Annotated in this window: 24 protein-coding genes; 14 read left to right on the top strand and 10 right to left on the bottom strand. The window is 70.4% G+C overall.

What is annotated here, in order from left to right; translation table 11 throughout:
- Positions 1-44: 44 nt before the first annotated feature.
- Positions 45-2,321 carry an NADP-dependent malic enzyme gene (locus tag SOM08_RS16320; RefSeq protein ID WP_116959510.1) on the bottom strand — a complete coding sequence of 759 codons (2,277 nt, stop codon included), beginning with the start codon at positions 2,319-2,321 and terminating at the stop codon, positions 45-47.
- Positions 2,322-2,551: 230 nt separating this feature from the next.
- Between SOM08_RS16320 and SOM08_RS16315 the strand changes: the two genes are divergently transcribed.
- Together SOM08_RS16315 and SOM08_RS16310 are read left to right on the top strand one after the other, a co-directional pair.
- The gene (locus SOM08_RS16315) at positions 2,552-3,469 is read left to right on the top strand and encodes a hypothetical protein (protein WP_322469325.1); all 918 of its coding nucleotides are present in this window, start codon (positions 2,552-2,554) and stop codon (positions 3,467-3,469) included.
- A gap of 2 nt (positions 3,470-3,471) precedes the next feature.
- On the top strand, positions 3,472-4,845 hold the full coding sequence (locus tag SOM08_RS16310; protein ID WP_322469324.1) for a hypothetical protein: 1,374 nt from the start codon (positions 3,472-3,474) through the stop codon (positions 4,843-4,845).
- A gap of 67 nt (positions 4,846-4,912) precedes the next feature.
- Here SOM08_RS16310 and SOM08_RS16305 read toward each other — a convergent pair whose 3' ends face one another.
- The 4 genes from SOM08_RS16305 to SOM08_RS16290 are packed head-to-tail and all read right to left on the bottom strand — an operon-like array spanning position 4,913 to position 9,579.
- Positions 4,913-6,160 carry a M20 family metallopeptidase gene (locus tag SOM08_RS16305; protein ID WP_116959513.1) on the bottom strand — a complete coding sequence of 416 codons (1,248 nt, stop codon included), beginning with the start codon at positions 6,158-6,160 and terminating at the stop codon, positions 4,913-4,915.
- A 2-nt stretch (positions 6,161-6,162) separates the two neighbouring features.
- Positions 6,163-7,944, bottom strand: coding sequence for a 2-oxo-4-hydroxy-4-carboxy-5-ureidoimidazoline decarboxylase (gene uraD, locus SOM08_RS16300; protein WP_322469323.1), 1,782 nt, complete (start codon positions 7,942-7,944; stop codon positions 6,163-6,165).
- A gap of 4 nt (positions 7,945-7,948) precedes the next feature.
- Positions 7,949-8,896, bottom strand: coding sequence for an allantoinase PuuE (gene puuE, locus SOM08_RS16295; protein WP_116959515.1), 948 nt, complete (start codon positions 8,894-8,896; stop codon positions 7,949-7,951).
- A gap of 8 nt (positions 8,897-8,904) precedes the next feature.
- Positions 8,905-9,579, bottom strand: coding sequence for a GntR family transcriptional regulator (locus tag SOM08_RS16290; protein ID WP_116959516.1), 675 nt, complete (start codon positions 9,577-9,579; stop codon positions 8,905-8,907).
- Between the two features lie 65 nt (positions 9,580-9,644).
- Between SOM08_RS16290 and uraH the strand changes: the two genes are divergently transcribed.
- The gene (gene uraH / locus SOM08_RS16285; RefSeq protein ID WP_116959517.1) at positions 9,645-9,998 is read left to right on the top strand and encodes a hydroxyisourate hydrolase; all 354 of its coding nucleotides are present in this window, start codon (positions 9,645-9,647) and stop codon (positions 9,996-9,998) included.
- A gap of 86 nt (positions 9,999-10,084) precedes the next feature.
- Here uraH and SOM08_RS16280 read toward each other — a convergent pair whose 3' ends face one another.
- Positions 10,085-10,639 (bottom strand): hypothetical protein, encoded by a 555-nt coding sequence (locus tag SOM08_RS16280; RefSeq protein WP_245980973.1) that lies wholly within the window; start codon positions 10,637-10,639, stop codon positions 10,085-10,087.
- Positions 10,640-10,792: 153 nt separating this feature from the next.
- Here SOM08_RS16280 and xdhC point away from each other — a divergent pair, with 153 nt between their 5' ends.
- The 7 genes from xdhC to SOM08_RS16245 all read left to right on the top strand — a co-directional run bounded on the left by xdhC (position 10,793) and on the right by SOM08_RS16245 (position 17,052).
- The gene (gene xdhC, locus SOM08_RS16275) at positions 10,793-11,620 is read left to right on the top strand and encodes a xanthine dehydrogenase accessory protein XdhC (protein WP_322469322.1); all 828 of its coding nucleotides are present in this window, start codon (positions 10,793-10,795) and stop codon (positions 11,618-11,620) included.
- 141 nt (positions 11,621-11,761) lie between these two features.
- Positions 11,762-12,958, top strand: coding sequence for a urate hydroxylase PuuD (locus tag SOM08_RS16270; protein ID WP_116959519.1), 1,197 nt, complete (start codon positions 11,762-11,764; stop codon positions 12,956-12,958).
- Between the two features lie 98 nt (positions 12,959-13,056).
- Complete coding sequence (locus tag SOM08_RS16265) at positions 13,057-14,163, top strand: S-(hydroxymethyl)glutathione dehydrogenase/class III alcohol dehydrogenase (protein ID WP_116959520.1); 1,107 nt, start codon at positions 13,057-13,059, stop codon at positions 14,161-14,163.
- Complete coding sequence (fghA, locus tag SOM08_RS16260; RefSeq protein WP_116959521.1) at positions 14,163-15,011, top strand: S-formylglutathione hydrolase; 849 nt, start codon at positions 14,163-14,165, stop codon at positions 15,009-15,011. Before SOM08_RS16265 ends, fghA begins: the two co-directional genes overlap by 1 nt.
- 3 nt (positions 15,012-15,014) lie before the next feature.
- Positions 15,015-15,671 (top strand): HAD family hydrolase, encoded by a 657-nt coding sequence (locus tag SOM08_RS16255; RefSeq protein WP_116959522.1) that lies wholly within the window; start codon positions 15,015-15,017, stop codon positions 15,669-15,671.
- Positions 15,672-15,683: 12 nt separating this feature from the next.
- The gene (locus SOM08_RS16250) at positions 15,684-16,064 is read left to right on the top strand and encodes a Rieske (2Fe-2S) protein (RefSeq protein ID WP_116959523.1); all 381 of its coding nucleotides are present in this window, start codon (positions 15,684-15,686) and stop codon (positions 16,062-16,064) included.
- Positions 16,012-17,052: a S49 family peptidase gene (locus SOM08_RS16245; RefSeq protein ID WP_116959524.1), complete on the top strand. Its 1,041-nt coding sequence runs from the start codon at positions 16,012-16,014 to the stop codon at positions 17,050-17,052. Before SOM08_RS16250 ends, SOM08_RS16245 begins: the two co-directional genes overlap by 53 nt.
- Here the strand turns inward: SOM08_RS16245 and galE are convergent.
- Together galE and SOM08_RS16235 are read right to left on the bottom strand one after the other, a co-directional pair.
- Positions 17,040-18,071 (bottom strand): UDP-glucose 4-epimerase GalE, encoded by a 1,032-nt coding sequence (galE, locus tag SOM08_RS16240; RefSeq protein ID WP_322469321.1) that lies wholly within the window; start codon positions 18,069-18,071, stop codon positions 17,040-17,042. The genes SOM08_RS16245 and galE overlap by 13 nt on opposite strands.
- 8 nt (positions 18,072-18,079) lie before the next feature.
- Entirely contained in the window at positions 18,080-19,510 is a 1,431-nt protein-coding gene (locus SOM08_RS16235) for a mannose-1-phosphate guanylyltransferase/mannose-6-phosphate isomerase (RefSeq protein WP_116959526.1), read from the bottom strand.
- Between the two features lie 121 nt (positions 19,511-19,631).
- Between SOM08_RS16235 and galU the strand changes: the two genes are divergently transcribed.
- The gene (galU, locus tag SOM08_RS16230; RefSeq protein WP_116959527.1) at positions 19,632-20,519 is read left to right on the top strand and encodes a UTP--glucose-1-phosphate uridylyltransferase GalU; all 888 of its coding nucleotides are present in this window, start codon (positions 19,632-19,634) and stop codon (positions 20,517-20,519) included.
- Positions 20,520-20,533: 14 nt separating this feature from the next.
- Here galU and SOM08_RS16225 read toward each other — a convergent pair whose 3' ends face one another.
- Together SOM08_RS16225 and SOM08_RS16220 are read right to left on the bottom strand one after the other, a co-directional pair.
- Positions 20,534-21,307, bottom strand: a complete 774-nt coding sequence (locus tag SOM08_RS16225) for an SAM-dependent methyltransferase (protein ID WP_322469320.1) — start codon at positions 21,305-21,307, stop codon at positions 20,534-20,536.
- Positions 21,304-21,903, bottom strand: a complete 600-nt coding sequence (locus SOM08_RS16220; protein ID WP_116959529.1) for a Maf family nucleotide pyrophosphatase — start codon at positions 21,901-21,903, stop codon at positions 21,304-21,306. Before SOM08_RS16220 ends, SOM08_RS16225 begins: the two co-directional genes overlap by 4 nt.
- Positions 21,904-21,937: 34 nt before the next feature.
- Here SOM08_RS16220 and SOM08_RS16215 point away from each other — a divergent pair, with 34 nt between their 5' ends.
- From SOM08_RS16215 to plsX, 3 genes are all read left to right on the top strand, one after another.
- Complete coding sequence (locus SOM08_RS16215; RefSeq protein ID WP_116959530.1) at positions 21,938-22,504, top strand: YceD family protein; 567 nt, start codon at positions 21,938-21,940, stop codon at positions 22,502-22,504.
- Between the two features lie 150 nt (positions 22,505-22,654).
- Positions 22,655-22,837, top strand: coding sequence for a 50S ribosomal protein L32 (gene rpmF / locus SOM08_RS16210; RefSeq protein WP_009518787.1), 183 nt, complete (start codon positions 22,655-22,657; stop codon positions 22,835-22,837).
- 128 nt (positions 22,838-22,965) lie between these two features.
- Positions 22,966-24,027 carry a phosphate acyltransferase PlsX gene (plsX, locus tag SOM08_RS16205; protein ID WP_322469319.1) on the top strand — a complete coding sequence of 354 codons (1,062 nt, stop codon included), beginning with the start codon at positions 22,966-22,968 and terminating at the stop codon, positions 24,025-24,027.
- The last annotated feature ends 2 nt before the right edge of the window (positions 24,028-24,029 follow it).

The raw sequence follows: 24,029 nt of genomic DNA, 5'->3' as shown, positions 1-24,029 counted from the left end.
GTGGTGCGCGGCGCCCTCGGGCCAGTCCCGAGGGGGCGCCGCGCTCAGGCCTGGGCCGCCGCCAGTGCCGTCATGTTGAGCACGCGGCGCACGGTGGCCGCGGGCGTGAGGATGTGCACCGCGCCCTTGACGCCCATGAGCACCGGGCCCACCGTGACGCCGCCGCTGGTGGTGGTCTTCATCACGTTGTAGAGGATGTTGGCCGCGTCCAGGTTCGGGCACACCAGCAGGTTGGCCGAGCCGGTGAGGCTGCTCTCGGCCAGATAGGCGCTGCGGATCTCGGGCTGCAGCGCGGCGTCGCCGTGCAGCTCGCCGTCGCACTCGATGCCGGGGTGGGTGGCCACGAAGAGGTCGCGGGCGCGCGCCATCTTGCGCGCCGAGGCGCGCTTGCTGGAGCCGTAGCTGGAGTGCGACAGGAAGGCCACGCGCGGCTGGTGGCCGAAGCGCTGCACCGCGTGCGCGGCCATGCCGGCGATCTCGGCCAGTTCCTCGGCGCTGGGGTCCTCGTTGACGTAGGTGTCGGCGATGAACACCGGGCCGCGGTCGGTCATGAGGGCGTTGACCGCGGCGTACAGCTTGGCGCCTTCGCGGCGACCCAGGATGCTGTCGATGCGCTCCAGGTGCGTCATGTAGCTGCCCACCAGGCCGCAGATGAGGGCGTCGGCGTCGCCGAGCGAGATCATGAGCGAGCCGATGATGGTGTTGGAGCGGCGCACCGCGGCCTTGGCGACCTCGGGCGTGGCGCCCTGGCGGCCCATCAGCTGGTGGTAGTGCTCCCAGTACTGGCGAAAGCGCGGGTCGTCCTCGGGGTTGACGTTTTCCACGTCCACGCCCAGGCGCATGCGCAGGCCGGCCTTGGCGATGCGCGCCTCGATCACGGCGGGGCGGCCGATGAGGATGGGGTGGGCCAGGCCGTCGTCGATGGCCATCTGCGCGGCGCGCAGCGCGCGCTCGTCCTCGCCGTCGGCGTAGGCCACGCGCGCCTTCTTGGACTGGGCCTTGGCGGCGTTGAACACCGGCTGCATGAGGATGCCGGTCTGGTAGACGAAACGCCCGAGCTGCTGGCGGTAGGCGTCCATGTCGGCGATGGGCCGCGTGGCCACGCCGGAGTCGGCCGCAGCCTGTGCCACGGCGGGCGCGATGCGCAGGATCAGGCGCGAGTCGAAGGGCTTGGGAATCAGGTACTCAGGGCCGAAGCTCAGCTCCTGGCCGGCGTAGGCGTTGGCCACTTCCTCGCTGGTCTCGCTTTTCACCAGGTCGGCGATCTGGCGCACGCAGGCCAGCTTCATCTCTTCCGTGATGCGGGTGGCGCCGCAGTCGAGCGCGCCGCGGAAGATGTAGGGGAAGCACAGGACGTTGTTGACCTGGTTCGGGTAGTCGCTGCGGCCGGTGGCGATGATGCAGTCGGGCCGCACGGCCTTGGCCAGCTCGGGGCGGATCTCCGGCTCGGGGTTGGCCAGGGCCAGGATGATGGGCTTGGCGGCCATGGTCTTGACCATCTCGGCCGTCATCACGCCGGGGGCCGAGCAGCCCAGGAACACGTCGGCGCCGTTCACCGCGTCGGCCAGGGTGCGCTTGTCGGTGGCCTGCGCGTAGCGCTGCTTGGACTCGTCCATGCCGCCGGGGCGGCCCTGGTAGAGCACGCCTTTGGAGTCGCAGACGTAGATGCGATCGCGCGAGACGCCCAGGCCCACCATCACGTCCAGGCAGGCGATGGCGGCGGCGCCGGCGCCCGAGACGGCCACCGTGACCTCGCCGATGGCCTTGCCCACCAGCTCCAGGCCGTTGATCAGCGCGGCCGCGCTGATGATGGCGGTGCCGTGCTGGTCGTCGTGGAAGACCGGGATGTTGAGGCGCTCGCGCAGCTTCTTCTCGACGTAGAAGCACTCGGGCGCCTTGATGTCCTCGAGGTTGATGCCGCCCAGCGTGGGCTCCAGCGCGGCGATGATGTCCACCAGCTTGTCCGGGTCGCGCTCGGCGAGTTCGATGTCGAAGACGTCGATGCCGGCGAACTTCTTGAACAGGCAGCCCTTGCCCTCCATCACGGGCTTGCCGGCCAGCGGGCCGATGTCGCCCAGGCCCAGCACCGCCGTGCCGTTGGTGATCACGCCCACCAGGTTGCCACGGCTGGTGTAGTCGGCGGCCTTGTTGGGATCGGCCTGGATCTCCAGGCAGGGATAGGCCACGCCGGGCGAGTAGGCCAGGGACAGGTCGCGCTGGTTGGACAGCGGCTTGGTCGGGGTGACGGCGATCTTGCCCCGGCGGGGCGCGCGGTGGTATTCAAGCGCGGCGTCGCGCAAGGCCTGTTCGGCGGGGGTCATGCTTGTCTCCTCAATGGACCGGTTGCGAGCGCGGATTGTCGCAGGAGGACACGGCGGCTTCGGCCGGGTCTGGGCATGACCTCGCGCCGAGCTGACCCAGGGCAGCGCGTGACCCGCGTCACGGAGGGCAATGGCACGGCGGGTCCATGGTGCATCTGCACTATTCGACAGCACGGCTCCGCTCAATAGGCTCGGGTGGTCCCAGCCCATCGAGACCCATGCCCATGTTCATGAAGCCTTCCCACGCGCTGCGCGCGAGCCTTTTGCTGGCCTTGCCCTGGTGGTGCGGCCAGGCCCTGGCGTTCCCTGCACTGAAGGACGAGCCCTTGCAGCCGCTGATGGCGGCGGCAACCGCCGAGTACCAGCGGTACATGGCCCAGCCGCAGCCGGTCGCGCTGGCCGCGCCCAAGGACGGGCAGGCCTGGCCTTGTGCCGTGTCCCAGGCCGAACTGGACGTGTTCGCGAACACCGTCGACTCGGACAACGACCCGGTGGCGAAAGCGGAGCTGGTGAACGACGCGCGCTCCGGCGGCCTGCCGCCCAGCAGGATCGTTTATGCCAACAAGGTGGTCACGCCGGTGCGCGCCCAATGCGAAGGCGGCAAGCTGTCCGGTCCCGTCGAGTTCTGGATCGAATACGACCAGACCATCGGCAGCGGCCAGATCACGCTCAAGTACCACAACCTCATCCGCGTGCGGGCCCAGGCCCTGCAGGGCCGGCCGGACGGCGCGGTGCTGGTGACGGGGACCACCTTGTCGCAGCAGACGGTGTACGCCGACCGGGCGACCGCGGACATGATGGCGGCGCAGCCGAAGCCCAAGATCTCCACCGTGTTCTTCATGGCCTTCACGGTGGCCGGGCCGGCGCCCAAGACCTCGGTGGCCATCGCCCGCACCACCGTCGATGGCGCGCTCAGCCTGACCACCCGCACGCGGTTCTCGCGCCCGGACGGGCAGGTGGTCGAGGACGGCTATGGGGCGTTCGGCGGCCCCGGGCACCACGATTCCCGCACGCTGCGGCGCAACGGCAAGTTGCACGGGCCCCAGCAGACCTTCGCCGGCATGATGGGGCAGTTCCCCATCGCGGCCTCGACGGTGTGCTGGCAGGAGGGGGAAAAGGTCCTGACCAACACCTGCCCGGCGGACTGAGCATGCGCCCATTGATCCACCTGTTGCTGGCGAGCCTGGTCGCGGGCTGTGCCAACCGAAGCTACACCGAAGCGGAATTCAAGCGCCCGGCCCACGCCGAGTGCATCGCGGGGGACTGCCGCAACGGCACCGGGACCCTGCGCTACCTCGATGGCACCGAGGTCACCGGGGCGCGCGTCAACGGCGAGCAGACGGCCGGCACCTACCAGATCCGCTGGCCCTGCCAGCCGGACAGGACGCACGCCCTGACCTACGACGCGCAGAAGCGCCCGGTGTCGGGCACGATCATCCGTACCTGCATCAAGGACTCGCTGGCCATGAGCCAGGCGCCGCGCGTGGCCTCGTTCTCCGGGACCTTCTTCGCCGTGAACAATCCCTTCACCCGGGAAACCGTGTCCTCGTACAAGAGCGGTACCTACACCGACACGCGCGGCATCGTCTGGGAAGGCGAGTTCGACTACATCCCCATCCGCGACTCGGTGGAACTGCCCGGCTACGGCAAGACCTTTCTGCGCTCGGGCGCCTTCGTCTTCGTCGGCGCCAGGATCGACACCGAGCTGGACGAGGTGGTCCGCGGGCTGTTCATCAGCGAGCCGACCCGGCCCGAAGCGGACATCCGGCTGATCCGCGCCCGCCCTGACTACCTGGAAAGCCTGCGCTCCACCTTCGTGGCGGACCGCGCCGCCAATGCGGCGGAACTGGCCGAGGAACAGCGCGCCAGCCGGGAGGCCTTCAACACCGTCCTGAACGTCGCGGCCGGCGCCGCCATCGTTTATGGCAGCGCGCGGGCCATGGCCGCGGCCGACCGCGCGACGCTCGACTCGATGACGGGACTGATCCGCGGCGGGCGCCCGCCCGCGGCACCCGGTGCGCGCACGCCCACGGTGGCGGCCGCAGGCCGTGCCCCCACGCCAGTCTCCGTGGCCGAGTTCCGCCGGCTTCAGGGGGCGGCGGACAACGCCACCGCCGCGGGCCGGCCCGCGAACGCGCCGTCGCGGCCGGCCGCGACGCCACAGGCCACGGCACCAGGGAACGCCACCACCCCGGCGGCGGGCCCCCGGAACGCCCAGGCGCCCGCGCAGAACGCCGGCGGTGGCCAGCGCGGCTACCCGGGCCTGCCCAAGGTGCGGACCGACCAGTGGGACAGCACGGTCACGGGCAAGAAGAACGCCGACGCCTGGTGCCCCAAGTGGACCAAGTCCATCCGCGACGGGTTCATCGGCAGCAAGAACGACTTCATCGGCATGGGGCCGTGCGGCTGCGAACTGGCGAAGAACTCGGTGTCCAACACCATGCCGGGTGTCTTCGTGGCGGAGTACTTCTGCAAGTTCGACTACACCTGGCGCCAGAACGTCCCGGACACCACCAGCCGGTAGCGATCGGCCGGCGGCGGACCCGCCGGCGCGCCGCCGCCGGGGGCGGTCCCGCTGGTGAACGGCGCCCTCAGGCCCGCAGCAAGTCGTGCAGCGTGCGCGCGACGACCTTGGTGGCGCGGCGCAGGTCGTCCAGGCGCACGTGTTCGTCGGCGCGCTTGGCGTTGGACTCGCGCACGGTGCGCGGGCCGGCGCCGTAGATGACGCCGGGGATGCCGCGCTCGACGTAGAGGCGCACGTCGGTGTAGAGCGGCGTGCCGACGGCGGGGATGGGTTCACCGAAGACCTGCTCGCCATGCGTCTGCAGGGCCTTCACCAGGGCGGCGTTGCCCGCCAGGGGCTTCATGGCGCGCGCCAGCAGCATGCGCTTGATCTCGACCCGCAGCGCCTTGCCGCCGCGCGGCGGGTCGAAGCTGGCCGCCGCTTGCGCGATGGTCTCGCGCAGCGCGGCCTCCACCTGCGCGGGGTCTTCTTCGGGGATCATGCGGCGGTCGAGCTTGAGCACCACCTTGCCCGGGATCACGTTGGTGTTGGTGCCGCCACTGATGAGGCCGACGTTGAGGTAGGGGTGGCTGATGCCCTCGACCTTGGAGCGCACCTGCAGGTAGTCGCGGTTGAGCGCGTACAGGGCATTCAGGATGTGGGTGGCGCCCTGCAGCGCGTCGGTGCCGCTGTCAGGGATGGCGGCGTGCGCCATTTCGCCCTGCACCGTCACCTCCAGCTGCAGGCAGCCGTTGTGCGCCACCACCACCTGGTAGCTGAAGCCGGCGGCGATCATCAGGTCGGGCTTGGTCAGGCCCTTGGCGAGCAGCCAGCCCGGACCCAGTTCACCGCCGAATTCTTCGTCGTAGGTGAAATGCAGCTCCACGCCGCCCTTGAGTGGCGCGCCGAGCGATTCGAGCGCGCGCAGCGCGAAGGTGAAGCTGGAGAAGTCGCTCTTGCTCACGGCGGTGGCGCGGCCATACATCGCGCCGTCGACGATTTCGCCGCCGTAGGGGTCGTGGGTCCAGCCCTCTCCGGGGGGCACCACGTCGCCGTGCGCGTTCAGCGCGATGGTGGGGCCGCCCTCGCCGAATCGGCGGCGCACGATGAGGTTGGTGATGCTCTGCAGGCCGGCGGCCCTCACCTCGGCCTCGGGCACCGCGTGCTTCTCGGCGGCATAGCCCATGGGGGCCAGCAGCTCGGCGGTGCGCTCGGCGTGCGGCGCGTTGTTGCCGGGCGGCGAGTCGGTGGGCACGCGCACCAGTTCGCGCAGGAAGGCGAGCTGTTCGTCGAAGTGGGCGTCGATCCAGGCGTCGAGTTGGGTGTGGGCGGTCATGGTCAGGCGGTTTCTTTCGCGAGCTGCTCGAGGAGGTGGTCGAAGGCCAGCACGCTCAGTTCGATGTCGTCGCTGGTGCTGCTTTCCAGAGGGTTGTGGCTGATGCCGCTGTTTTCGCCGCGCACGAACAGCATGGCCTGCGGCATCACCTCGTGCAGCTTCATGGCGTCGTGGCCGGCGCCGCTGGGCATGCGGTGCACCGGCAGGCCCAGCGCGGCCACGGCCTTCTCCCAGCGGGCCTGCCAGTCGGGGTGGCTGGGGGCGGCGGACGCGGTCATGGTGCGCTCCAGGCGCTGGCCCAGGCCGCGGCGTTCACAAATGGCGCTGAGCTCGGCGAGCACGTCGCGCTCCAGCGCGTCGCGCTGGGTGTCGCTGGGCGCGCGCAGGTCGAGCGAGAACTGGCAGCGCCCGGGCACCACGTTGATGGAGCCACCGGGCACGTTGAGCAGGCCGATGGTGGCGACCGAGTCGCCGTCCTGGGCGGCGCGCCGCTCCATGTAGAGCGCGAGCTCGGCCACCGCGCAGGCGGCGTCGCGGCGGCGGTCCATGGGCGTGGTGCCGGCGTGGCTGGCCATGCCGATCACCTCGCCCACGTGGCGCACGCCGGCGTTGATGGAGGTGACCACGGCCAGGGGCAGGCCCATTTCGTTGAGCACCGGGCCCTGTTCGATGTGCACCTCGACGAAGCCCAGGTAGCGCGACGGGTCGCGGCGCAGCGCGCCGATGGCGTCCAGCGTACCCGGCAGGCCGCCGGCGCGCATGGCGTCCTGCAGGCGCACGCCATCCGCATCGGTCTGGTCCATCCAGGCGGGGTTGAAGTCGCCGGTGAGCGCGCCCGAGCCCAGGAAGGTGGCCTTGTAGCGCTGGCCTTCCTCTTCCGAGAACGCCACGACCTCGACGCCGAAGGGCAGGCGCCGGCCGGCCTGGTGGAGGCGCTGCACGCAGGCCAGCGGCACGAAGATGCCGAGTCGCCCGTCGTACTTGCCGCCGTTGCGCACGGTGTCGAAGTGGCTGCCGGTGAGCAGGCGCTTCGCATCGGGCGTGGCGCCGTGGTACACGCCGACCACGTTGCCCACGGCGTCGATGGAGACCTCATCGAAGCCGCATTCGCGCATGCGCGCCATCAGCGCCTGCTGGCAGGCCTGGTGCGCGGCGGTGAGGTAGGTGACGGTGAGCTGGCCGCTCTCTTTGAACCCCGGGTCGCTGTGGCGCGCCAGGTCTTCGTGCCAGTCCCACACATGGTGGCCCAGCGCGGGTTCTGCGCCGAACTTGTCGGCCAGGCGAATCTCGGCGATGCGGTGGATATTGCGCAGGGCCTCTTCGCGCTCGAAGTCCACCGGGTTGTGCAGGCGGCGCTGGAAGGTGGCGATGATCTGCTGGCGCGTGAAACCGCTGCCGCGCGGCCCGCGCACCGCCAGGATGAAGGGAAAACCGAAGCGCGCGTTGTAGTCGGCGTTGAGCCGCTGCAGCGCCTGGAACTCCTCGGGCGTGCAATGCGTGAGGCCGGCGCGGCTTTGCTCGCCCGTGCTTTCGCTGGTGAGGGTCTGGGCCACCATGGCCTTGCCGGCCAGTTCGGGGTGGGCGCGGATCAGCGCCAGCTGCTCGTCGCGCGAGGCCTGGGCCACCGCCTGCACCAGCGCCCACTTGAGCGCGGCCAGGCTGGCGAAGGGGCGCTGGGCCAAGGTGCGTTCCACCACCCAGGGCGAGTGTTCGTACAGGCCGTCGAGCAGGCGCAGGGCCTCGGCGGGCGCGGCGGCGTTGAAGGTGTCGAGCGTGAGGGCCATGGTGTCAGGCGGTGAGTGGGTGTTGGGCGCGCCAGTGGCGCGCGATGTCCAGGCGGCGCGCGACCCACACGCCGTCGTGCGACTGGACGTGGTCCAGGAAGCGCTGCAGCGCGGTGATGCGTCCGGGCCGGCCGAGCAGGCGGCAGTGCATGCCGACGCTCATCATCTTGGGCCGGTCCAGGCCGTTCGGGTCACCCTCGGCGTAGAGCGCGTCGAAGCTGTCCTTCATGTACTGGAAGAAGGGATCGGCGTGCGAATAGCCCTGCGGCAGCGCGAAGCGCATGTCGTTGCAGTCCAGGGTGTAGGGCACGATGAGCTGGTGCGCGTCGCTGCCGTCGCTCTTGCGCACCTTCATCCAGAAGGGCAGGTCGTCGCCGTAGTAGTCGCTGTCGTACTCGAAGCCTCCGAAGTCGGCCACCAGGCGGCGCGTGTTCGGGCTGTCGCGCCCGGTGTACCAGCCCAGCGGGCGCTGGCCCGTCAGCTCCGTGAGGAGGCGCATGGCCTCGGCCATGTGGGCGCGTTCGGTGGCCTCGTCCACGTTCTGGTAGTGGATCCACTTGAGGCCGTGGCAGGCGATGTCGTGGCCAAGTTCGGTGAAGGCGGCGCAGACCTCGGGGTGGCGCTGCAGCGCCTGCGCCACGCCGAACACGGTGAGCGGCAGGCCGCGGCGCTCGAACTCGCGCAGCAGGCGCCAGACGCCGGCGCGCGAGCCGTACTCGTAGATGCCCTCCATGCTGATGTGCCGCGCGGGGTAGGCCGCGGGGTTGAACATCTCGGAGAGGAACTGCTCGGAGGCGGCGTCGCCGTGCAGCACGCTGTTCTCGCCGCCTTCCTCGTAATTGAGGACGAACTGCACGGCGATGCGCGCGCCGCCGGGCCAGCGGGCGTGCGGCACATCGCGGCCGTAGCCGATGAGGTCGCGCGGGTAGGGGGCGGTGGCGTCGTAGGTCATGGAGGCGCTCAGGACAGGGCGAGCGAGAGGTCGTTGGCGGGCCGGGGGCGGTCGAAGGCCAGGCTGGCCTCGACGTGCTGCAGGTGTTCTTCCATCAGGCGCACGGCCAGGGCCTCGTCGCGACCGGCCAGGGCCTTGACGATGGCGGCGTGCTCGTCGCACGAATCGGCGGCGGCCTCGCTGCTCTGGTACATGAGCGTGATGAGCGCGCAGCGCGAGATCAGGTCGCGCAGCAGGTCGGACAGCACGCGGTTGCCCATGAGCTCGGCCATGCGCACGTGGAAGTCGCCCAGCAGCTCGGTGCGGCCGGGCACGTCCTGCCGCAGCACGGCCTGGCGCTCCTGCGCCAGGTGCTCGCGCAGGGCGCGCAGGGTGGCCGGCGTGGCCTGGCGGACGAAGGCGCGGGTCATTTCCACCTCGAGCATGCGGCGCACGGCGAAGACCTGGCGGGCCTCGTCGGCCGAGGGCGTGGACACGAAGGCGCCGCGCGCGGGCTCCAGCCGGATGAGGCGGTTCTGGGAGAGTTGGAACAGGGCCTGCCTGACCAGGGTGCGCGAGACGCCGAAGTGATCGGCGAGTTTCTGCTCGGCGAGCTTGGTGCCTGGACGCAGCCGGTGTTCGACGATGGCGCGCGTGAGGGCGTCGACGATCTGGGCCGTGCTGGACGTTTCCATGCGCCGCATGATAGCCAGATTCGCGCCAAAGTGTATACACTTTCGGTCGACCAAATTCACAGGAGAACGCGGCCATGGGCTTGAGCACCCACGTACTGGACACGATGCACGGTTGCCCGGCGGCGGGCATGGCGGTGGCGCTCTATGCCACGCAGGGCGAGCAAGCGACGCTGATCAAGCGCTTCACGCTCAACGCGGACGGGCGCAACCCGGATGGCCCCTTGCTGGACAACGCCTCGCTGAAGGCGGGGACCTATCGGCTGGTGTTCGATGTGAAGGGCTACTTCGACGCCCGCGGCGTCGACCTGCCGGAGCCCCGCTTCCTGGACCGCGTGGCGCTGGATTTCGGCGTGGCGCGGGTGGACCAGCACTACCACGTGCCGCTGCTGGTGAGCCCCTGGGCCTACTCCACCTACCGCGGCAGCTGAGCCGCCGTGCCAGCCGCAGGGCCGGCGTGCCGCCAACAAGAAGGCCCGCACGAAGCGGGCCTTGAAAACGTCTCAAACCACGGAGATCACTTGTTGCGCTGTCCCTCGGTCAGCGTGTCGAGTTGGAAGTTGCCGCTCTTGTCCCAGAGCCACACGTCGGTGTAGGTGACGCGACCCATGCGCACCGGCGCCGGGAAAGGTGCCGCTGCGCGCACCGTGCGCTCGATCTCGCGCATCACGTCGGGCGCATGGCTGGGCGCCCGCATCCAGCTCACCTGGCGGACCTCGCCGATGTCGTCCACCTCGACCTGCAGCACGCCCACGGCGTGCAGCAGCGGCGGCAGCTGGCCCTTGTAGATGCGGTGGCCGTTGCGGGCGTAGATGTGGCGCGCGCCGTCCTTGCGGTAGTCGGTTGCCGAGGCGGCTTGCGAGATGAACTTGGGGGTGGGGCGCTGGCTCACGGGCGGTGGCGGCGGTGCGGGCACCGGCGCGGGTGGGGGAGGAGGGGGCGGTGGGGGGGGCAGTGGCGCCGCGCAGGCGGCCAGCAGGGCGGCAATCGTCAGGCCAGTCCAGCGCAGCGCGCGGGCCCGGGGGGCGTCGCAGCGGGCGGGGGCGGAGGGCTTGGTGTCTCGGGTGCTCATGCGTTTCTCTCAGCGGGGCCGGCCTCGCCATACCGCGGGGCCGATGGAGTGTATGTGCGAAATCGCACGCGGTGCCAATCACAACGGCCGATACTGGCGGCCCTTGGGTTTCTCTTACAGATCCATACAGCTTTGTCGACAGGGACGCCACACATGGCGGGTGAGTTGCAGACCTTCCTTCGCCGCTTGCGCGACGAGCCCGCCGTGCTGGTGACGGTGCGCGCCTCACGCGGTTCGGTGCCCCGCGAGGCCGGCACCTGGATGGCGGTGTTTCGCAACGACACCATCGACACCATCGGCGGCGGACACCTGGAATGGGACGCGATGCGCCGCGCGCGCGAGATGCTGGCGCGACGCGCGGTCCAGCCATCCGTGCAGTCGGTCACGCTTGGCCCCAGTCTGGGCCAGTGCTGCGGCGGGGCACTGGAACTTTCGTATCAACCCGTCGGCGCCGCCGACGCGCCGGCGCTGCGCGAGCGCCTGGGCACGGCCCTGCGGCCGGTGGCGCTGTTCGGCGGTGGGCACGTGGGCCGAGCGCTGGTGCGCGCGCTTGCGCCACTGCCCTTCGCCATCACCTGGATCGACAGCCGCGACGAGGTCTTTCCCGACCCGCTGCCGGAGGGCGTGGCGGCCGAGCACTCCGACCCGGTGCAGGCCGCCGTGCCGGCGCTGGCCAGCGGCTCGCTGGTGCTGGTCATGAGCTTTTCGCACGCCGAGGACCTGGACATAGTGGCGGCCTGCCTGCGCCGCCTGCGCGAACGCGACGATCTCGGCTTCATCGGCCTCATCGGCAGCCGCACCAAGTGGGCCACCTTCCGCCACCGGCTCACGGAGCGCGGCTTCAGCGAAGAAGAGCTGGTGCGCGTGACCTGCCCGATCGGCCTGCCCGGCATCACCGGCAAGGCACCGGCCGTGATCGCGGCGGCGGTGGTGGCGCAGTTGTTGCTGCTGACGCCGAAGACCTCCGCGAGCGGTGTTTGAGCCGCTACACTGCGGGCCTTCTGTGGTCGCAGCGGAGCCGGTGCAACGCACCGTGTATCGCGGCCCTCGGTCGGCTCAGAGCGCCCGCGGTGGTGAGTCGAAACGCCGGATGGCCCAAAGCCATCCCTTGAACGAGGTGCCATGGAAACCTACCTGCTCGACTGGGCCAACCTGCTGTTGCGCTGGCTGCACGTCATCGTCGCCATCGCCTGGATCGGCTCTTCCTTCTATTTCGTTTTCCTCGACAGCAGCCTCACGCCGCCCGAGGACGAGGCGCTGCGCCGCGACGGCGCCACCGGCGAGCTGTGGGCCGTGCACGGCGGCGGCTTCTACCACCCGGTGAAATACGCGGTCTCGCCGCCGCAGTTGCCGGGCCACCTGCACTGGTTCTTCTGGGAAAGCTACTCCACCTGGCTCTCGGGCTTTGCGCTGTTCCTGGTGTCCTATCTGTGGAGCCCCAAGGTCTACCTGATCGACCCGCAGGTCTTCGACTGGTCGCCGGCCGCGGCCATCGCCACCGCGCTGGCCTTCCTGGTGGTGTTCTGGCTGGCCTACGACACCATTTGCCGCACCCTGGGGCAGACCAAGAACGGCGACGCCAAGGTGGGCGCGGCCGTGGCCGTGCTGGTGGCGGTGGCCGCGCTGCTGGCCACCTCGCTGTTCGCGGGGCGCGCGGCCTTCCTGCTGGTGGGCGCCATGATCGCCACGGCCATGAGCGCCAACGTGTTTTTCTGGATCATCCCGGGCCAGCGCAAGGTGGTGGCCGCGCTCAAGGCCGGCCAGCCGGTGGACCCCATCCATGGCCAGCGCGGCAAGCAGCGCAGCGTGCACAACACCTACTTCACGCTGCCGGTGCTGTTCGCCATGCTGAGCAACCACTACAGCTTCACCTACGCGAACCCGCACAACGGCTGGGTGCTGATCGCCATGATGGCCGCGGGCGCGGCGATCCGGCAGTTCTTCGTGCTGCGCCACGGCTTCAAGCTGGGCCGCAACCCGCACCCCTGGAAGTACGCGCTGGCGGGCGTGGTGGTGTTGATCGGCGTGATCGTCTGGCTCAAGCCCGCACCGGCCGCGCCGGCGGCCTCGCGGCCGGCGGTGAGCGCGGCCCGGGTGCAGGCCGTGGTGGCGCAGCGCTGCGTGATGTGCCACGGCGAGGCCCTGCAGTCCAAGGGCGTTCGGCTGGACAGCCCGGCCGAACTCCAGCGCCACGCGCAGGCGGTGTATCAGCAGGCCGTGGTCACCAAGGTGATGCCCATCAACAACGCCACCGGCATCACCGACGAGGAGCGCGCGCTGATCGGCGACTGGTTCCGCGCCGGCGCGCCCGCCGACTGAGCCGACCGGGCGCATGCCCGGCGCCGGGCTCGGGCATGGGCAGGCGGGTTAACCTCGCGGGTGTTCCCCGCATCTTTGACACCCGAGAGAGACCCACCATGAAAACGCGCGCCGCCGTGGCCTGGAAGGCCGGAGCCCCCCTCACCATCGAAACCGTGGACCTGGAAGGGCCGAGGGCCGGCGAGGTGCTGGTCGAGATCAAGGCCACCGGCATCTGTCACACCGATTACTACACGCTCTCGGGTGCCGACCCCGAGGGTCTGTTCCCCGCCATCCTGGGCCATGAGGGCGCCGGCATCGTGGTCGACGTCGGTCCGGGCGTGACCACGCTCAAGAAGGGCGACCACGTCATCCCGCTCTACACGCCCGAATGCCGCCAGTGCAAGTTCTGCCTGAGCCGCAAGACCAACCTGTGCCAGCTCATCCGCGGCACGCAGGGCAAGGGCCTGATGCCCGACGCCACCAGCCGCTTCAGCCTCGACGGCAAGCCCATCCTGCACTACATGGGCACCAGCACCTTCGCGAACCACACGGTGGTGCCCGAGATCGCGCTGGCCAAGATCCGCCCCGACGCGCCCTTCGACAAGGTCTGCTACATCGGCTGCGGCGTCACCACCGGCATCGGCGCGGTGCTGTTCACGGCCAAGGTGGAGGCAGGCGCCAACGTGGTGGTCTTCGGCCTCGGCGGCATCGGCCTCAACGTGATCCAGGGCGCCAAGATGGTGGGCGCCGACAAAATCATCGGCATCGACCTCAACCCTGAGCGCGAGGCCATGGCGAGGAAGTTCGGCATGACCCACTTCCTCAATCCCAAGGACCATCAGAACATCGTCGACGCCATCGTGCAGCTCACCGACGGCGGCGCGGACTACAGCTTCGAGTGCATCGGCAACACGAAGGTGATGCGCCAGGCCCTGGAGTGCACGCACAAGGGCTGGGGTCGCAGCATCATCATCGGCGTGGCCGAGGCGGGCGCGGAGATCAGCACGCGGCCCTTCCAGCTCGTCACCGGCCGCAAGTGGGAGGGCTCGGCCTTCGGCGGCGCGCGCGGGCGCACCGACGTGCCCAAGATCGTCGACTGGTACATGGACGGCAAGATCAACATCGACGATCTGATCACGCACAAGCTCAAGCTGGAGGACATCAACGAGGGCTTCGCGTTGATGAAGCGCGGCGAGTCGATCCGCTCGGTGGTGGAGTTCTGATGGCCGTGGAGACGCTGAGCGAGCACCGCTGCTTCGGCGGCGTGCAGGGCTTTTACCGGCACGAGTCGACCGCCATCGGCCTGCCCATGCGCTTCGGCGTGTTCCTGCCGCCGCAGGCGGCCAAGGGCCCGGTGCCGGTGCTCTTCTACCTCGCGGGCCTGACCTGCACCGAGGAAACCTTCGCCATCAAGGCCGGCGCACAGCGCCTGGCGGCCAAGCTGGGCCTGGCCATCGTCACGCCCGACACCAGCCCGCGCGCCACCGGCATCGAGGGCGCCGACGCGGCCTGGGACTTCGGCCACGGCGCGGGCTTTTACCTCGACGCCAGCGAGGCGCCGTGGTCGCGCCACTTCCGCATGGAATGCTGGATCGTGGAGGAGCTGCGCGCGCTGGTGTTCGAGCGCTTCGCCCTGCGCCGCGACCGCGTGGGCGTGTTCGGCCACTCCATGGGCGGGCATGGCGCGCTCACGCTGGCGCTGCGCCACCCGTCGCTGTTCCAGAGCGTTTCGGCCTTCGCGCCGATCGCCGCGCCCACGCAATGCCCCTGGGGCGAGAAGGCGTTCACCGGCTACCTGGGCGAGGACCGCGCCCGCTGGGCGGAGCACGACGCCACGGAGCTCATCCAGGCGGGCAAGCGCTGCCCGCCGCTGCTGATCGACCAAGGCCGCGCCGACCAGTTCCTGGCGGCGCAGCTGCACCCGGACAAGCTGGAAGCGGCCTGCCGCGCCGCCGGCCAGCCGCTCACGCTGCGCTGGCACGAGGGCTACGACCACGGCTACTACTTCGTCCAGAGCGTGGTGGCCGATCACCTGCGGCACCACGCCAGGACCCTAGAAAAGCTGGGCTGAGCCATGGTCCGCCGCTACGACCTCATCGCCTTCGACTGGGACGGCACGCTCTACGACTCCACGGCCGTCATCGCGCAGAGCATCCAGCGCGCCGTGGCCGACGTGGGCGGCACCGTGCCCACGCGCGAGCAGGCCAGCTACGTCATCGGCATGGGCCTGATGCAGGCCCTGGCGCACGCCGCGCCCGACGTGCCACCCGACCTGTACCCGCGCCTGGGCGAGCGCTACCGCCACCACTACCTGGCCAGCCAGAACGACCTCAGCCTGTTCGACGGTGTGCTGCCGCTGCTGCAGGCGCTCAAGGAACGGCACCATTGGCTGGCCGTGGCCACCGGCAAGAGCCGGCGCGGGCTCGACGAGGTGCTTCGCACGGTGGAGCTGAGCGGCGTGTTCGACGGTTCTCGCACGGCCGATGAAACGGCCGGCAAGCCCAGCCCGCTGATGCTGCACCAGCTGATGCGCGAGTTCGGCGTCGAGCCCGAGCGCACGCTGATGGTCGGCGACACCACGCACGACCTGCAGATGGCGGTGAACGCCGGTTGCGCGAGCGTGGGCGTGAGCTACGGCGCGCACGAGCCCGACGCCTTTCACGCCCTGGGGCCACGCTTCGTTGCGCACTCGGTGGCCGAACTGCACGGCTGGCTGCTCGAACACGCCTGAGGCCTGACCCGCATGGCGCCCGGACCCGCCGACGACCTGCACCCGCTGTGCCACAGCCGCGACCTGGTCGATGGCGGCCAGGGCGTGTCCTTCGACGTCAACTACGCGGGGCAGACCTGCCGGGCCTTCGCCATCCGCTACCAGGGGCGTGCCCACGCCTACCTGAACCGCTGCACCCACGTGGCCATGGAGCTGGACTGGCGTCCCGACCATTTCTTCGACGACAGCGCGCGCTGGCTGCTGTGTGCCACGCACGGCGCGGTGTACGCGCCCGACACCGGCGAATGCCGCGGTGGGCCCTGCCGGGGCGGCCTGTTCCGGATCGAACTGGTGGAGCTCGATGGCGTGGTGCACTGGCGCTCCCAGTACCATCTCAAACCCGTGGAATTCTGAAAGCGAGCCCGTCGTGAACGAGGACTTCAACACCGCCGCCACCCCTCGCCCCGCCGGCGTGTCCTGGGAGCGCGAGGCCATCGAAAAGCTGCTGTTCGCCCAGCTCAGGGAGCAGCGCGCCGCGCGCCGCTGGAAGCTGTTCTTCCGCTTCGCCTGGCTGCTGGTGATCGGCGCCATCGTCTGGCTGGCCGTCAAGGCCGAGCACATGGCGGGCTCGCAGCCCAGCACGCCGCACACCGCGGTGATCGAAATCGAAGGCACCATCGGTGCCGGCGCCCAGGCCAGCGCCGAGAACGTGCTGCCCGCGCTGCGCCAGGCCTTCGAGGACCACGGTGCCCAGGGCATCGTGCTGCTCATCAACTCACCGGGCGGCAGTCCGGTGCAGGCCGGCATCATCAACGACGAGATCCGCCGCTTGAAGGGCCTGCACGACAAGAAGGTCTATGCCGTGGTGGAGGAAACCTGCGCCTCGGCGGCCTACTACATCGCGGCGGCGGCCGACGACATCTATGTCGACAAGGCCAGCCTGGTGGGCAGCATCGGCGTGCTGATGGACGGCTTCGGCTTCACGGGCCTGATGGACAAGCTGGGCGTGGAGCGGCGCCTGATGGTGGCGGGCCGCAACAAGGCCATGCTCGACCCCTTCAGTCCGCAGGACGAGCAGCAGAAGGCCTACCTGCAGGCCATGCTCGACGAGATCCACCTGCAGTTCATCGAGGTGGTGAAGCAGGGCCGCGGCAAGCGCCTGAAGGAAGACGCCGACACCTTCACCGGCCTGGTGTGGAGCGGCCAGCAGGCCGTGAACCACGGCCTGGCCGACGGCCTGGGCAACCTCGACTACGTGGCACGCGAGGTGATCAAGGCCGAGGAGGTGGTGGATTACACCCAGCGCGAGAACCTGGGCCTGCGCCTGGCGCGCCAGTTCGGCGCGAGCTTCGGCGAAGGGGCGTTCAAGGCGGCGCAGTCCGCCGGCATTCAGCTGCGGTAACCCTTCGGGTTCTCGCGCTGCCAGCGCCAGGCGTCGGCGCACATTTCATCGAGCGTGTGGCGCGATTGCCAGCCCAGCAGCTGGCGCGCCAGCGAGGGGTCGGCCCAGCACTGGGCCACGTCGCCCGCGCGGCGCGGGGTCACGCGGTAGGGCACGGCCCGCCCACTGGCCTTCTCGAAGGCGGCCACCACCTCGAGCACGCTGTGGCCGCGCCCGGTGCCCAGGTTCACGGTGAAGCTCTCGCCCCGGCCCAGCAGGGCCTGGATGGCGGCGACGTGGCCGCGCGCCAGGTCCATGACGTGGATGAAGTCGCGCACGCCGGTGCCGTCGGGTGTGGGGTAGTCGCCGCCGAAGACGTTGAGGTGCTCGCGCGCGCCCACGGCCACCTGGGCCACGAAGGGCATCAGGTTGTTGGGGATGCCGGCCGGGTCCTCGCCGATCAGGCCGCTCGGGTGCGCGCCCACGGGGTTGAAGTAGCGCAGGGTGCCGATGCGCCAGTGCGGCTGCGCGGTCTGCAGCGCCTGAAGCATGTCCTCGATGACCAGCTTGGTGTGGCCGTAGGGGTTGGTGTGGCTGCGCGCGAAGTCCTCGGTGATGGGCACGCGCACCGGGTCGCCATAGACCGTGGCGCTGCTGGAGAACACCAGCGTGGGCGGCTGCGACGGGTCTTCGGCGGCCACGGCCGACATGGCCTGCAGCAGACTGGTGGCGCCGCCCAGGTTGTTGCGGTAGTACTTCAGCGGATTGGCCACGCTTTCGCCCACGGCCTTGTCGCCCGCGAAGTGCACGACGCCCGCCGGGCGGTGGCGGCGCAGCACCTCGGTGAGCCAGGGCGTGTCCAGCACGTCGCCGCGCTCCAGCAGCAGGGCCTGCCCGGTGATGCGCTGCAGGCGCTCCATCACCACCGGGTGGCTGTTGGCAAAGTTGTCGAGCACGATGGGCGCGTAGCCGGCTTCGACCAGGGCCACGGCGGTGTGGCTGCCGATGTAGCCGGCGCCGCCGGTGAGCAGGATGTTCATGCGGGTGCTTATTGGGGTTTGGGCTCACGGCCGTAGACGTCTTCGAGTCGCACGATGTCGTCCTCGCCGAGGTAGGCGCCGGATTGCACCTCGATCATCTCCAGTTCCATCTTGCCGGGGTTGTGCAGGCGGTGCACCTCGCCGATGGGGATGTAGGTGGACTGGTTCTCCGACAGCAGGAACACCTCCTGCCCGCGCGTGACCTCGGCCGTGCCCTTGACCACGATCCAGTGCTCGGCGCGGTGGTGGTGCTTCTGCAGGCTCAGCGACGCACCGGGCTTGACGCCGATGCGCTTGACCTGGAAGCGCGCCCCCGTATCGATGCTGTCGTACCAGCCCCAGGGCCGCGCCACGCGGCGGTGCGCGGCGGCCTGCGGCACATCGCTCTTGGCGAGGTGGGCCACCACGTCCTTCACCTGCTCGGCGTGGTCGCGCTGGGCCACGAGCAGGGCGTCGGGCGTGTCGACGATGAGCAGGTCGTGCGTGCCCAGCGCCACCACGGGCCGGTGCGGCGCGTGGATGAAGGTGTTGGCCGCGCGCAGGGCATGGCCCTGGCCCTGCACGCGGTTGCCGTTGCCGTCGGCGGGCGCGAGGTCGGCCACGGCATTCCAGCTGCCCACGTCGCTCCACTGGCCCTGGAAGGGCACCACGGCCACGTCGTCGTGCGGCTCCATCACGGCGTAGTCGATGCTCTGCGAGCGGCAGGCCAGGAAAGGCTCGGCCGCCGGGCGCACGAAGCGGCAGCGGCCCACGGACTCTTCCTTGGGCGCGGCCATGGCCTGCTCGCAGGCGGCCCAGATGTCGTTCGCGTGGCGCTGCAGCGCGCCCTGCAGGGTGGCCGCGCTGGCCAGGAAGATGCCCGCGTTCCACAGCACGCCGCCTTGCAGCAGCAGCGCCTGCGCGGCCTCGGCGGCAGGCTTTTCGATGAATCGGGCCACGCCGCGGCTGCCATCGGGGCGTGGCTCGCCCTGGGCGATGTAGCCGTAGGCCGTGCTGGGGAAGGTGGGCATCACGCCGAAGGTGACGATGGCGCCGGCCTGCGCCGCGGCGACGCCTTGCCGCACGGTGTCGGCGAAGGCCACGGCGTCGGGGATGTGGTGGTCCGCCGGGCAGAACAGCAGCAGTTCGCTGCCGTCGCCATCGCGCAGGGCCTGCAGCGTGGCCAGTGCCATGGCGGCCGCGGTGTTGCGTGCGGCGGGCTCCAGCAACAGCGTGCCGCCCTGGCCGCCCGATTCGATGGCGTCGGCCACCAGGAAGCGGTGCTCGTCGGCGGCCACGCACAGGGGCGGCTGTCCGCTCCAGGCCACACGGTCCAAGGTAAGGCGAAGTAAAGATTTGTTGCCCACCAGCGGGACGAACTGCTTGGGAAAACTCTGGCGCGACAGGGGCCACAGGCGGGTGCCCGAGCCGCCACACAGGATGACGGGAGTGATCTGCATTCGTGTGTATCCGGGAAGACCGCGCGTGATGCTGCGGTGCAATGGCGTGCCGGGTCGCGGGCACGGGCCGTGGGTATTATGGTCAGCTTGTTTGTCAAATCGCTCGGGAGCAGTGCACGACATGACGACGATTCGTAAAGCCGTATTTCCCGTGGGTGGCCTGGGCACCCGGTTCCTGCCCGCCACCAAGGCCATTCCCAAGGAGATGCTGCCCGTGGTGGACAAGCCGCTGATGCAGTACGCCGTGGAAGAGGCTTACGCGGCCGGCATCCGCGAAATGATCTTCGTCACCGGCCGCAACAAGCGGGCCATCGAGGACCATTTCGACGTGGCATACGAACTGGAGACCGAGCTGGAGGCGGCGGGCAAGGGCGCGCTGCTCAATCTGGTGACGTCCATCAAGCCCGACGACATGGACTGCTTCTATGTGCGCCAGCCGCGCGCGCTGGGCCTGGGCCACGCGGTGCTGTGCGCCGAGCGCCTGGTCGGCGACGAGCCCTTCGCCGTGCTGCTGGCCGACGACCTGATGCTGGGCAAGGACCAGCTCAACGGCGGCGCTACCGTGCTGGCGCAGATGGTCAAGGCCTATGAACGCAGTCCGGGCACGGTGCTGGCCGTGCAGGACGTCCCGCGCGCCGAGACCAAGCGCTACGGCGTGGTCGACGTGCACGGCGCGAACGCCGCGCTGGCCGAGGTCTTCGCCATGGTGGAAAAGCCCGCGCCGGAGAAGGCGCCGTCCACCCTGGCGGTGGCCGGACGCTACATCCTCACGCCGGCGGTGTTCGAGAGCATCCGCCAGCAGCCGCGCGGAGCCGGGGGCGAGATCCAGCTCACCGACGGCATCGCCGCGCTGATCGGCAAGGAGCGCGTGCAGGCCTACCGCTATGAAGGCCGGCGCTACGACTGCGGCAGCAAGGAAGGCTTTCTGGAGGCCACCATCGACCTCGCCCTGGCCAACCCCGAGCTGAGTGGCGCGGTGCGCGCGCACCTGCAGCGCGTGATGGGCTGAGGCCCGTCGCCCGTTCAGGGCCCGAAGAGAAACACGGCGGGCAGGTCCAGCGGCAGGTCGGCCGCCAGCGCGGGCTCGCGCCGCCAATCCGCCACGCGCGCGCTGCGGATGGCTTGCGTGTGCAGCGCCAGCCCGCAGGCCACGGCCAGGCGCGTGCCCGGCTGCAGGCTGTCGATCAGCGCGCGCAGCAGGGCCGCGTTGCGGTAGGGCGTCTCGATCAGGATCTGCGCCTGGCCGCTGCGTGTGGCCAGGGCGTCGAGTTCGCGCAGGCGCTTGGCGCGCGTGGGCGGGTCCTGCGCCACGTAGCCCACGAAGGCGAAGTGCTGGCCATTGAGCCCGCTGCCCGCGAGCGCGAGCATCAGCGACACCGGCCCCACCAGTGGGCACACCCGCAGGCCCAGGGCGTGCGCCGCGCGCACCACGCCGCTGCCGGGGTCGGCGATGGCGGGCATGCCGGCCTCGCTGAGCAGGCCGATGCCATGGCCCTGCAGCGCGGGCGCGAGCCAGTCGCGCGCCGCCCGGTCGTCCTGCGTGTGGTCGCCGCGCTTGTGCGTTTGCCGGGGCAATTCCAGGATGTGCTGTTCCTGCAGCGGCGCGGCCAGGCCCACGGCGGCGTCCACGCGCTTGAGGAAGGCGCGCGCGCTCTTGGCGTTCTCGGCGATCCAGTGCGTGAGCCGGCCGGCCACGGCCAGGGTCTCTCCCGGCAGCAGCGCCTCCAGCGGGTCCGTGGCCTCGGCCACGCCGAAGTCCAGCGGCGTGGGCACCAGGTAGAGCGCGCCCGGCGTCACGGCAGGCGCACGCCGGCGGCGCGCAGCATCTGGCAGGTGCGGATCAGCGGCAGCCCCACCAGGGCGGTGGGGTCGTCGCTGTCGATGCGCTCGAGCAGGGCGATGCCCAGGCCTTCGCTCTTGGCGCTGCCGGCGCAGTCGTAGGGCTGCTCGGCGAGCAGGTAGCGCTCGATCTCGCCGTCGTCCAGCTCGCGGAATGCCACGCGCACGGGCGCAATGTCCTGGCGCTCGAAGCCGCTGGCGCGGCAGACCACGGCCAGGGCGGTCTGGAAGACCACGGTCTGCCCGCGCATGCGGCGCAATTGCTGCACGGCGCGTTCGTGGGTGCCGGGTTTGCCCAGCGGCTCGCCGGCCAGATCGGCCACCTGGTCACTGCCGATGACCACGGCCTCGGGAAAGCGCTCGGCCACGGCGCGGGCCTTGGCCAGGGCCAGGCGCTGGGCGAGGGCGGCGGGTGCCTCGCCGGGCTGCGGCGTTTCGTCGACCTCGGGTGCGGCCACCTCGAACGGCAGGCCCAGGCGCTGCAGCAGCTCGCGCCGGTAGCGGGACGTCGATCCCAGGACCACGGCCCGGGCGGGGGAGGGGGTGTTGCTCATGGGCGTATTGTCGTGGCCTGCCTAGAATCGCCCGATGGCCAGCAAGCCCCCCGCTTCCGTTTTCAATCCGCAGCGCCTGGATGCGCTGCGCTTCGCCCAGGCCGGCGCCCGGCTCGAAGGCGATCCGCCGCTCACCGGTTTCGCGCGCCTCGCCAGCGACTTGCACCCGCCCGTCGACCCGAGCGAGCGCGTGCGCTGGCAGGCCCAGGGCGAGATGCGCGCCGGGCCGACCGGTGGTGCCCCGCAGGCCTGGCTGCACCTGGAGGCGCGCGCCCTCGTGCCCCTGACCTGCCAGCGCTGCCTGGCGCCGGTGCAGACCCCGGTGGAGGTGGACCGCTGGTTCCGCTTCGTGGCCGACGAGGCCACGGCCGAGGCGCTGGACGACGACAGCGAAGAGGACCTGCTCGCCCTGGAGCCGCGGCCCGGCCTGGTCGAGCTGGTCGAGGACGAGCTGATCCTGGCCCTGCCGCTGGTGCCCCTGCACGAGCGCTGCCCGCAGCCCCTGTTGGCGGCCGAGGAGCCCGCCGGTGGCGAAAAGGCGTCGGGCAGTGAGCGCCCGCACCCCTTCGCGGCGCTGGCCAAGCTCAAGGGCCGGCCGTGAGGGGGTCCCATCCGTATCCGGATAACTCGGGCTATAATGCTTGGCTTTGCGCCAGGGCGGGCCTGAAAGGCCGGGCAGCGTGCGGTTTCCACCCCGTGTCCCAGCCGATGACGCCCTCGAGTCCTCACCAACGCCTTCCAGGAGCCCAACATGGCTGTCCAGCAAAACAAGAAATCGCCCTCCAAGCGGGGCATGCACCGTTCGCACAACGCGCTGACCACCCCGGGCACCGCCGTCGAGCCCACCACGGGCGAAGTGCATCTGCGTCACCACATCAGCCCCAACGGCTTCTACCGCGGCCGCCAGGTGCTCAAGAACAAATCCGAAGCCTGATCCACGGGCTGCCTGCCGGGCGTGCGCGCGCGCGTCCGCTGGCCACGGAGACACGGGCCCGCATGCCGCATGCGGGCCTTTTTCATTAGAACGACGAGGTCGCCGCAAGCGTCCCGCAGGATGTCGAGATGATCACCATCGCCGTGGATTGCATGGGGGGAGACGTCGGGCCGGCCGTGACCATGCCCGCGGCCGAGGCCTTTCTGGCCGGCCACCCCCAGGCGCGCCTGCTGCTGGTGGGGCGCGCCGAGGACCTGCACGCCTGGTCCCGTCTCACGGGGCATGAGCGCTGCACCGTGGTGCCCGCCAGCGAGGTCGTGGACATGAGCGACCCGATCGAGGTCGCGCTGCGCCGCAAGAAGGACTCGTCCATGCGGGTGGCGGTCCAGCAGGTCAAGGACGGCCATGCGCAGGCCGCGGTCTCGGCCGGCAACACCGGTGCGCTGATGGCGATCTCGCGCTACCTGCTCAAGACGCTGGACGGCATCGAACGCCCCGCCATCGCCACCCAGATGCCCAATGCGCGCGGCGGCGCCACCACCGTGCTCGATCTCGGCGCCAACGTCGACTGCTCGGCCGAGCACCTGCTGCAGTTCGCGGTGATGGGCTCGGCCCTGGTGGCCGCCGTCACTGGGCGCGACGACCCCTCGGTGGGCCTGCTCAATGTCGGCGAGGAGGTCATCAAGGGCAGTGACGTGATCAAGCAGGCGGGTCAGTTGCTGCGCCACGCCGCCGCGGCGGGCGACCTGAACTTCCACGGCAATGTGGAGGGCAATGACATCTTCAAGGGCACCACCGACATCGTGGTGTGCGATGGCTTCGTGGGCAATGTGGCGCTCAAGGCGAGCGAGGGCGTGGCCTCGATGATCGGCGGCTTCATCCGCGAGGAGTTCACGCGCGGCCTGTGGCGCAAGCTGGCGGCCGTGGTGGCCATGCCGGTGCTCAACGCCATCCGCCAGCGAGCCGACCACCGCGTTTACAACGGCGCGGCCCTGCTGGGCCTGCAGGGCCTGGTGTTCAAGAGCCATGGCTCGGCCGACGCCTTCGCCTTCGAGCAAGCGCTGGCCCGCGCGTATGATGCCGCCTCCCGCGGCTTGCTGGACAACGTGAGACAACGCATTGCGCGTGCGCAGCCGCTGCTGTCGCCCGAGACGACCATCAGCGAGCGTGGCGGCATTCCGACCATCTGATT

The sequence above is a fragment of the Hydrogenophaga sp. SNF1 genome, assembly GCF_034421675.1.
Taxonomy (GTDB): Bacteria; Pseudomonadota; Gammaproteobacteria; order Burkholderiales; family Burkholderiaceae_C; genus Hydrogenophaga; species Hydrogenophaga borbori.
This window is presented reverse-complemented; position numbering and strand designations above follow the sequence as displayed.

Excerpts from the sequence above, each read along its gene's own strand:
- SOM08_RS16320 (WP_116959510.1), bottom strand. The coding sequence starts at position 2,321 with ATGACCCCCGCCGAACAGGCCTTGCGCGACGCCGCGCTTGAATACCAC.
- SOM08_RS16315 (WP_322469325.1), top strand. The coding sequence starts at position 2,552 with ATGAAGCCTTCCCACGCGCTGCGCGCGAGCCTTTTGCTGGCCTTGCCC.
- SOM08_RS16310 (WP_322469324.1), top strand. The coding sequence starts at position 3,472 with ATGCGCCCATTGATCCACCTGTTGCTGGCGAGCCTGGTCGCGGGCTGT.
- SOM08_RS16305 (WP_116959513.1), bottom strand. The coding sequence starts at position 6,160 with ATGACCGCCCACACCCAACTCGACGCCTGGATCGACGCCCACTTCGAC.
- uraD (WP_322469323.1), bottom strand. The coding sequence starts at position 7,944 with ATGGCCCTCACGCTCGACACCTTCAACGCCGCCGCGCCCGCCGAGGCC.
- puuE (WP_116959515.1), bottom strand. The coding sequence starts at position 8,896 with ATGACCTACGACGCCACCGCCCCCTACCCGCGCGACCTCATCGGCTAC.
- SOM08_RS16290 (WP_116959516.1), bottom strand. The coding sequence starts at position 9,579 with ATGCGGCGCATGGAAACGTCCAGCACGGCCCAGATCGTCGACGCCCTC.
- uraH (WP_116959517.1), top strand. The coding sequence starts at position 9,645 with ATGGGCTTGAGCACCCACGTACTGGACACGATGCACGGTTGCCCGGCG.
- SOM08_RS16280 (WP_245980973.1), bottom strand. The coding sequence starts at position 10,639 with ATGAGCACCCGAGACACCAAGCCCTCCGCCCCCGCCCGCTGCGACGCC.
- xdhC (WP_322469322.1), top strand. The coding sequence starts at position 10,793 with ATGGCGGGTGAGTTGCAGACCTTCCTTCGCCGCTTGCGCGACGAGCCC.
- SOM08_RS16270 (WP_116959519.1), top strand. The coding sequence starts at position 11,762 with ATGGAAACCTACCTGCTCGACTGGGCCAACCTGCTGTTGCGCTGGCTG.
- SOM08_RS16265 (WP_116959520.1), top strand. The coding sequence starts at position 13,057 with ATGAAAACGCGCGCCGCCGTGGCCTGGAAGGCCGGAGCCCCCCTCACC.
- fghA (WP_116959521.1), top strand. The coding sequence starts at position 14,163 with ATGGCCGTGGAGACGCTGAGCGAGCACCGCTGCTTCGGCGGCGTGCAG.
- SOM08_RS16255 (WP_116959522.1), top strand. The coding sequence starts at position 15,015 with ATGGTCCGCCGCTACGACCTCATCGCCTTCGACTGGGACGGCACGCTC.
- SOM08_RS16250 (WP_116959523.1), top strand. The coding sequence starts at position 15,684 with ATGGCGCCCGGACCCGCCGACGACCTGCACCCGCTGTGCCACAGCCGC.
- SOM08_RS16245 (WP_116959524.1), top strand. The coding sequence starts at position 16,012 with ATGGCGTGGTGCACTGGCGCTCCCAGTACCATCTCAAACCCGTGGAAT.
- galE (WP_322469321.1), bottom strand. The coding sequence starts at position 18,071 with ATGAACATCCTGCTCACCGGCGGCGCCGGCTACATCGGCAGCCACACC.
- SOM08_RS16235 (WP_116959526.1), bottom strand. The coding sequence starts at position 19,510 with ATGCAGATCACTCCCGTCATCCTGTGTGGCGGCTCGGGCACCCGCCTG.
- galU (WP_116959527.1), top strand. The coding sequence starts at position 19,632 with ATGACGACGATTCGTAAAGCCGTATTTCCCGTGGGTGGCCTGGGCACC.
- SOM08_RS16220 (WP_116959529.1), bottom strand. The coding sequence starts at position 21,903 with ATGAGCAACACCCCCTCCCCCGCCCGGGCCGTGGTCCTGGGATCGACG.
- SOM08_RS16215 (WP_116959530.1), top strand. The coding sequence starts at position 21,938 with ATGGCCAGCAAGCCCCCCGCTTCCGTTTTCAATCCGCAGCGCCTGGAT.
- rpmF (WP_009518787.1), top strand. The coding sequence starts at position 22,655 with ATGGCTGTCCAGCAAAACAAGAAATCGCCCTCCAAGCGGGGCATGCAC.
- plsX (WP_322469319.1), top strand. The coding sequence starts at position 22,966 with ATGATCACCATCGCCGTGGATTGCATGGGGGGAGACGTCGGGCCGGCC.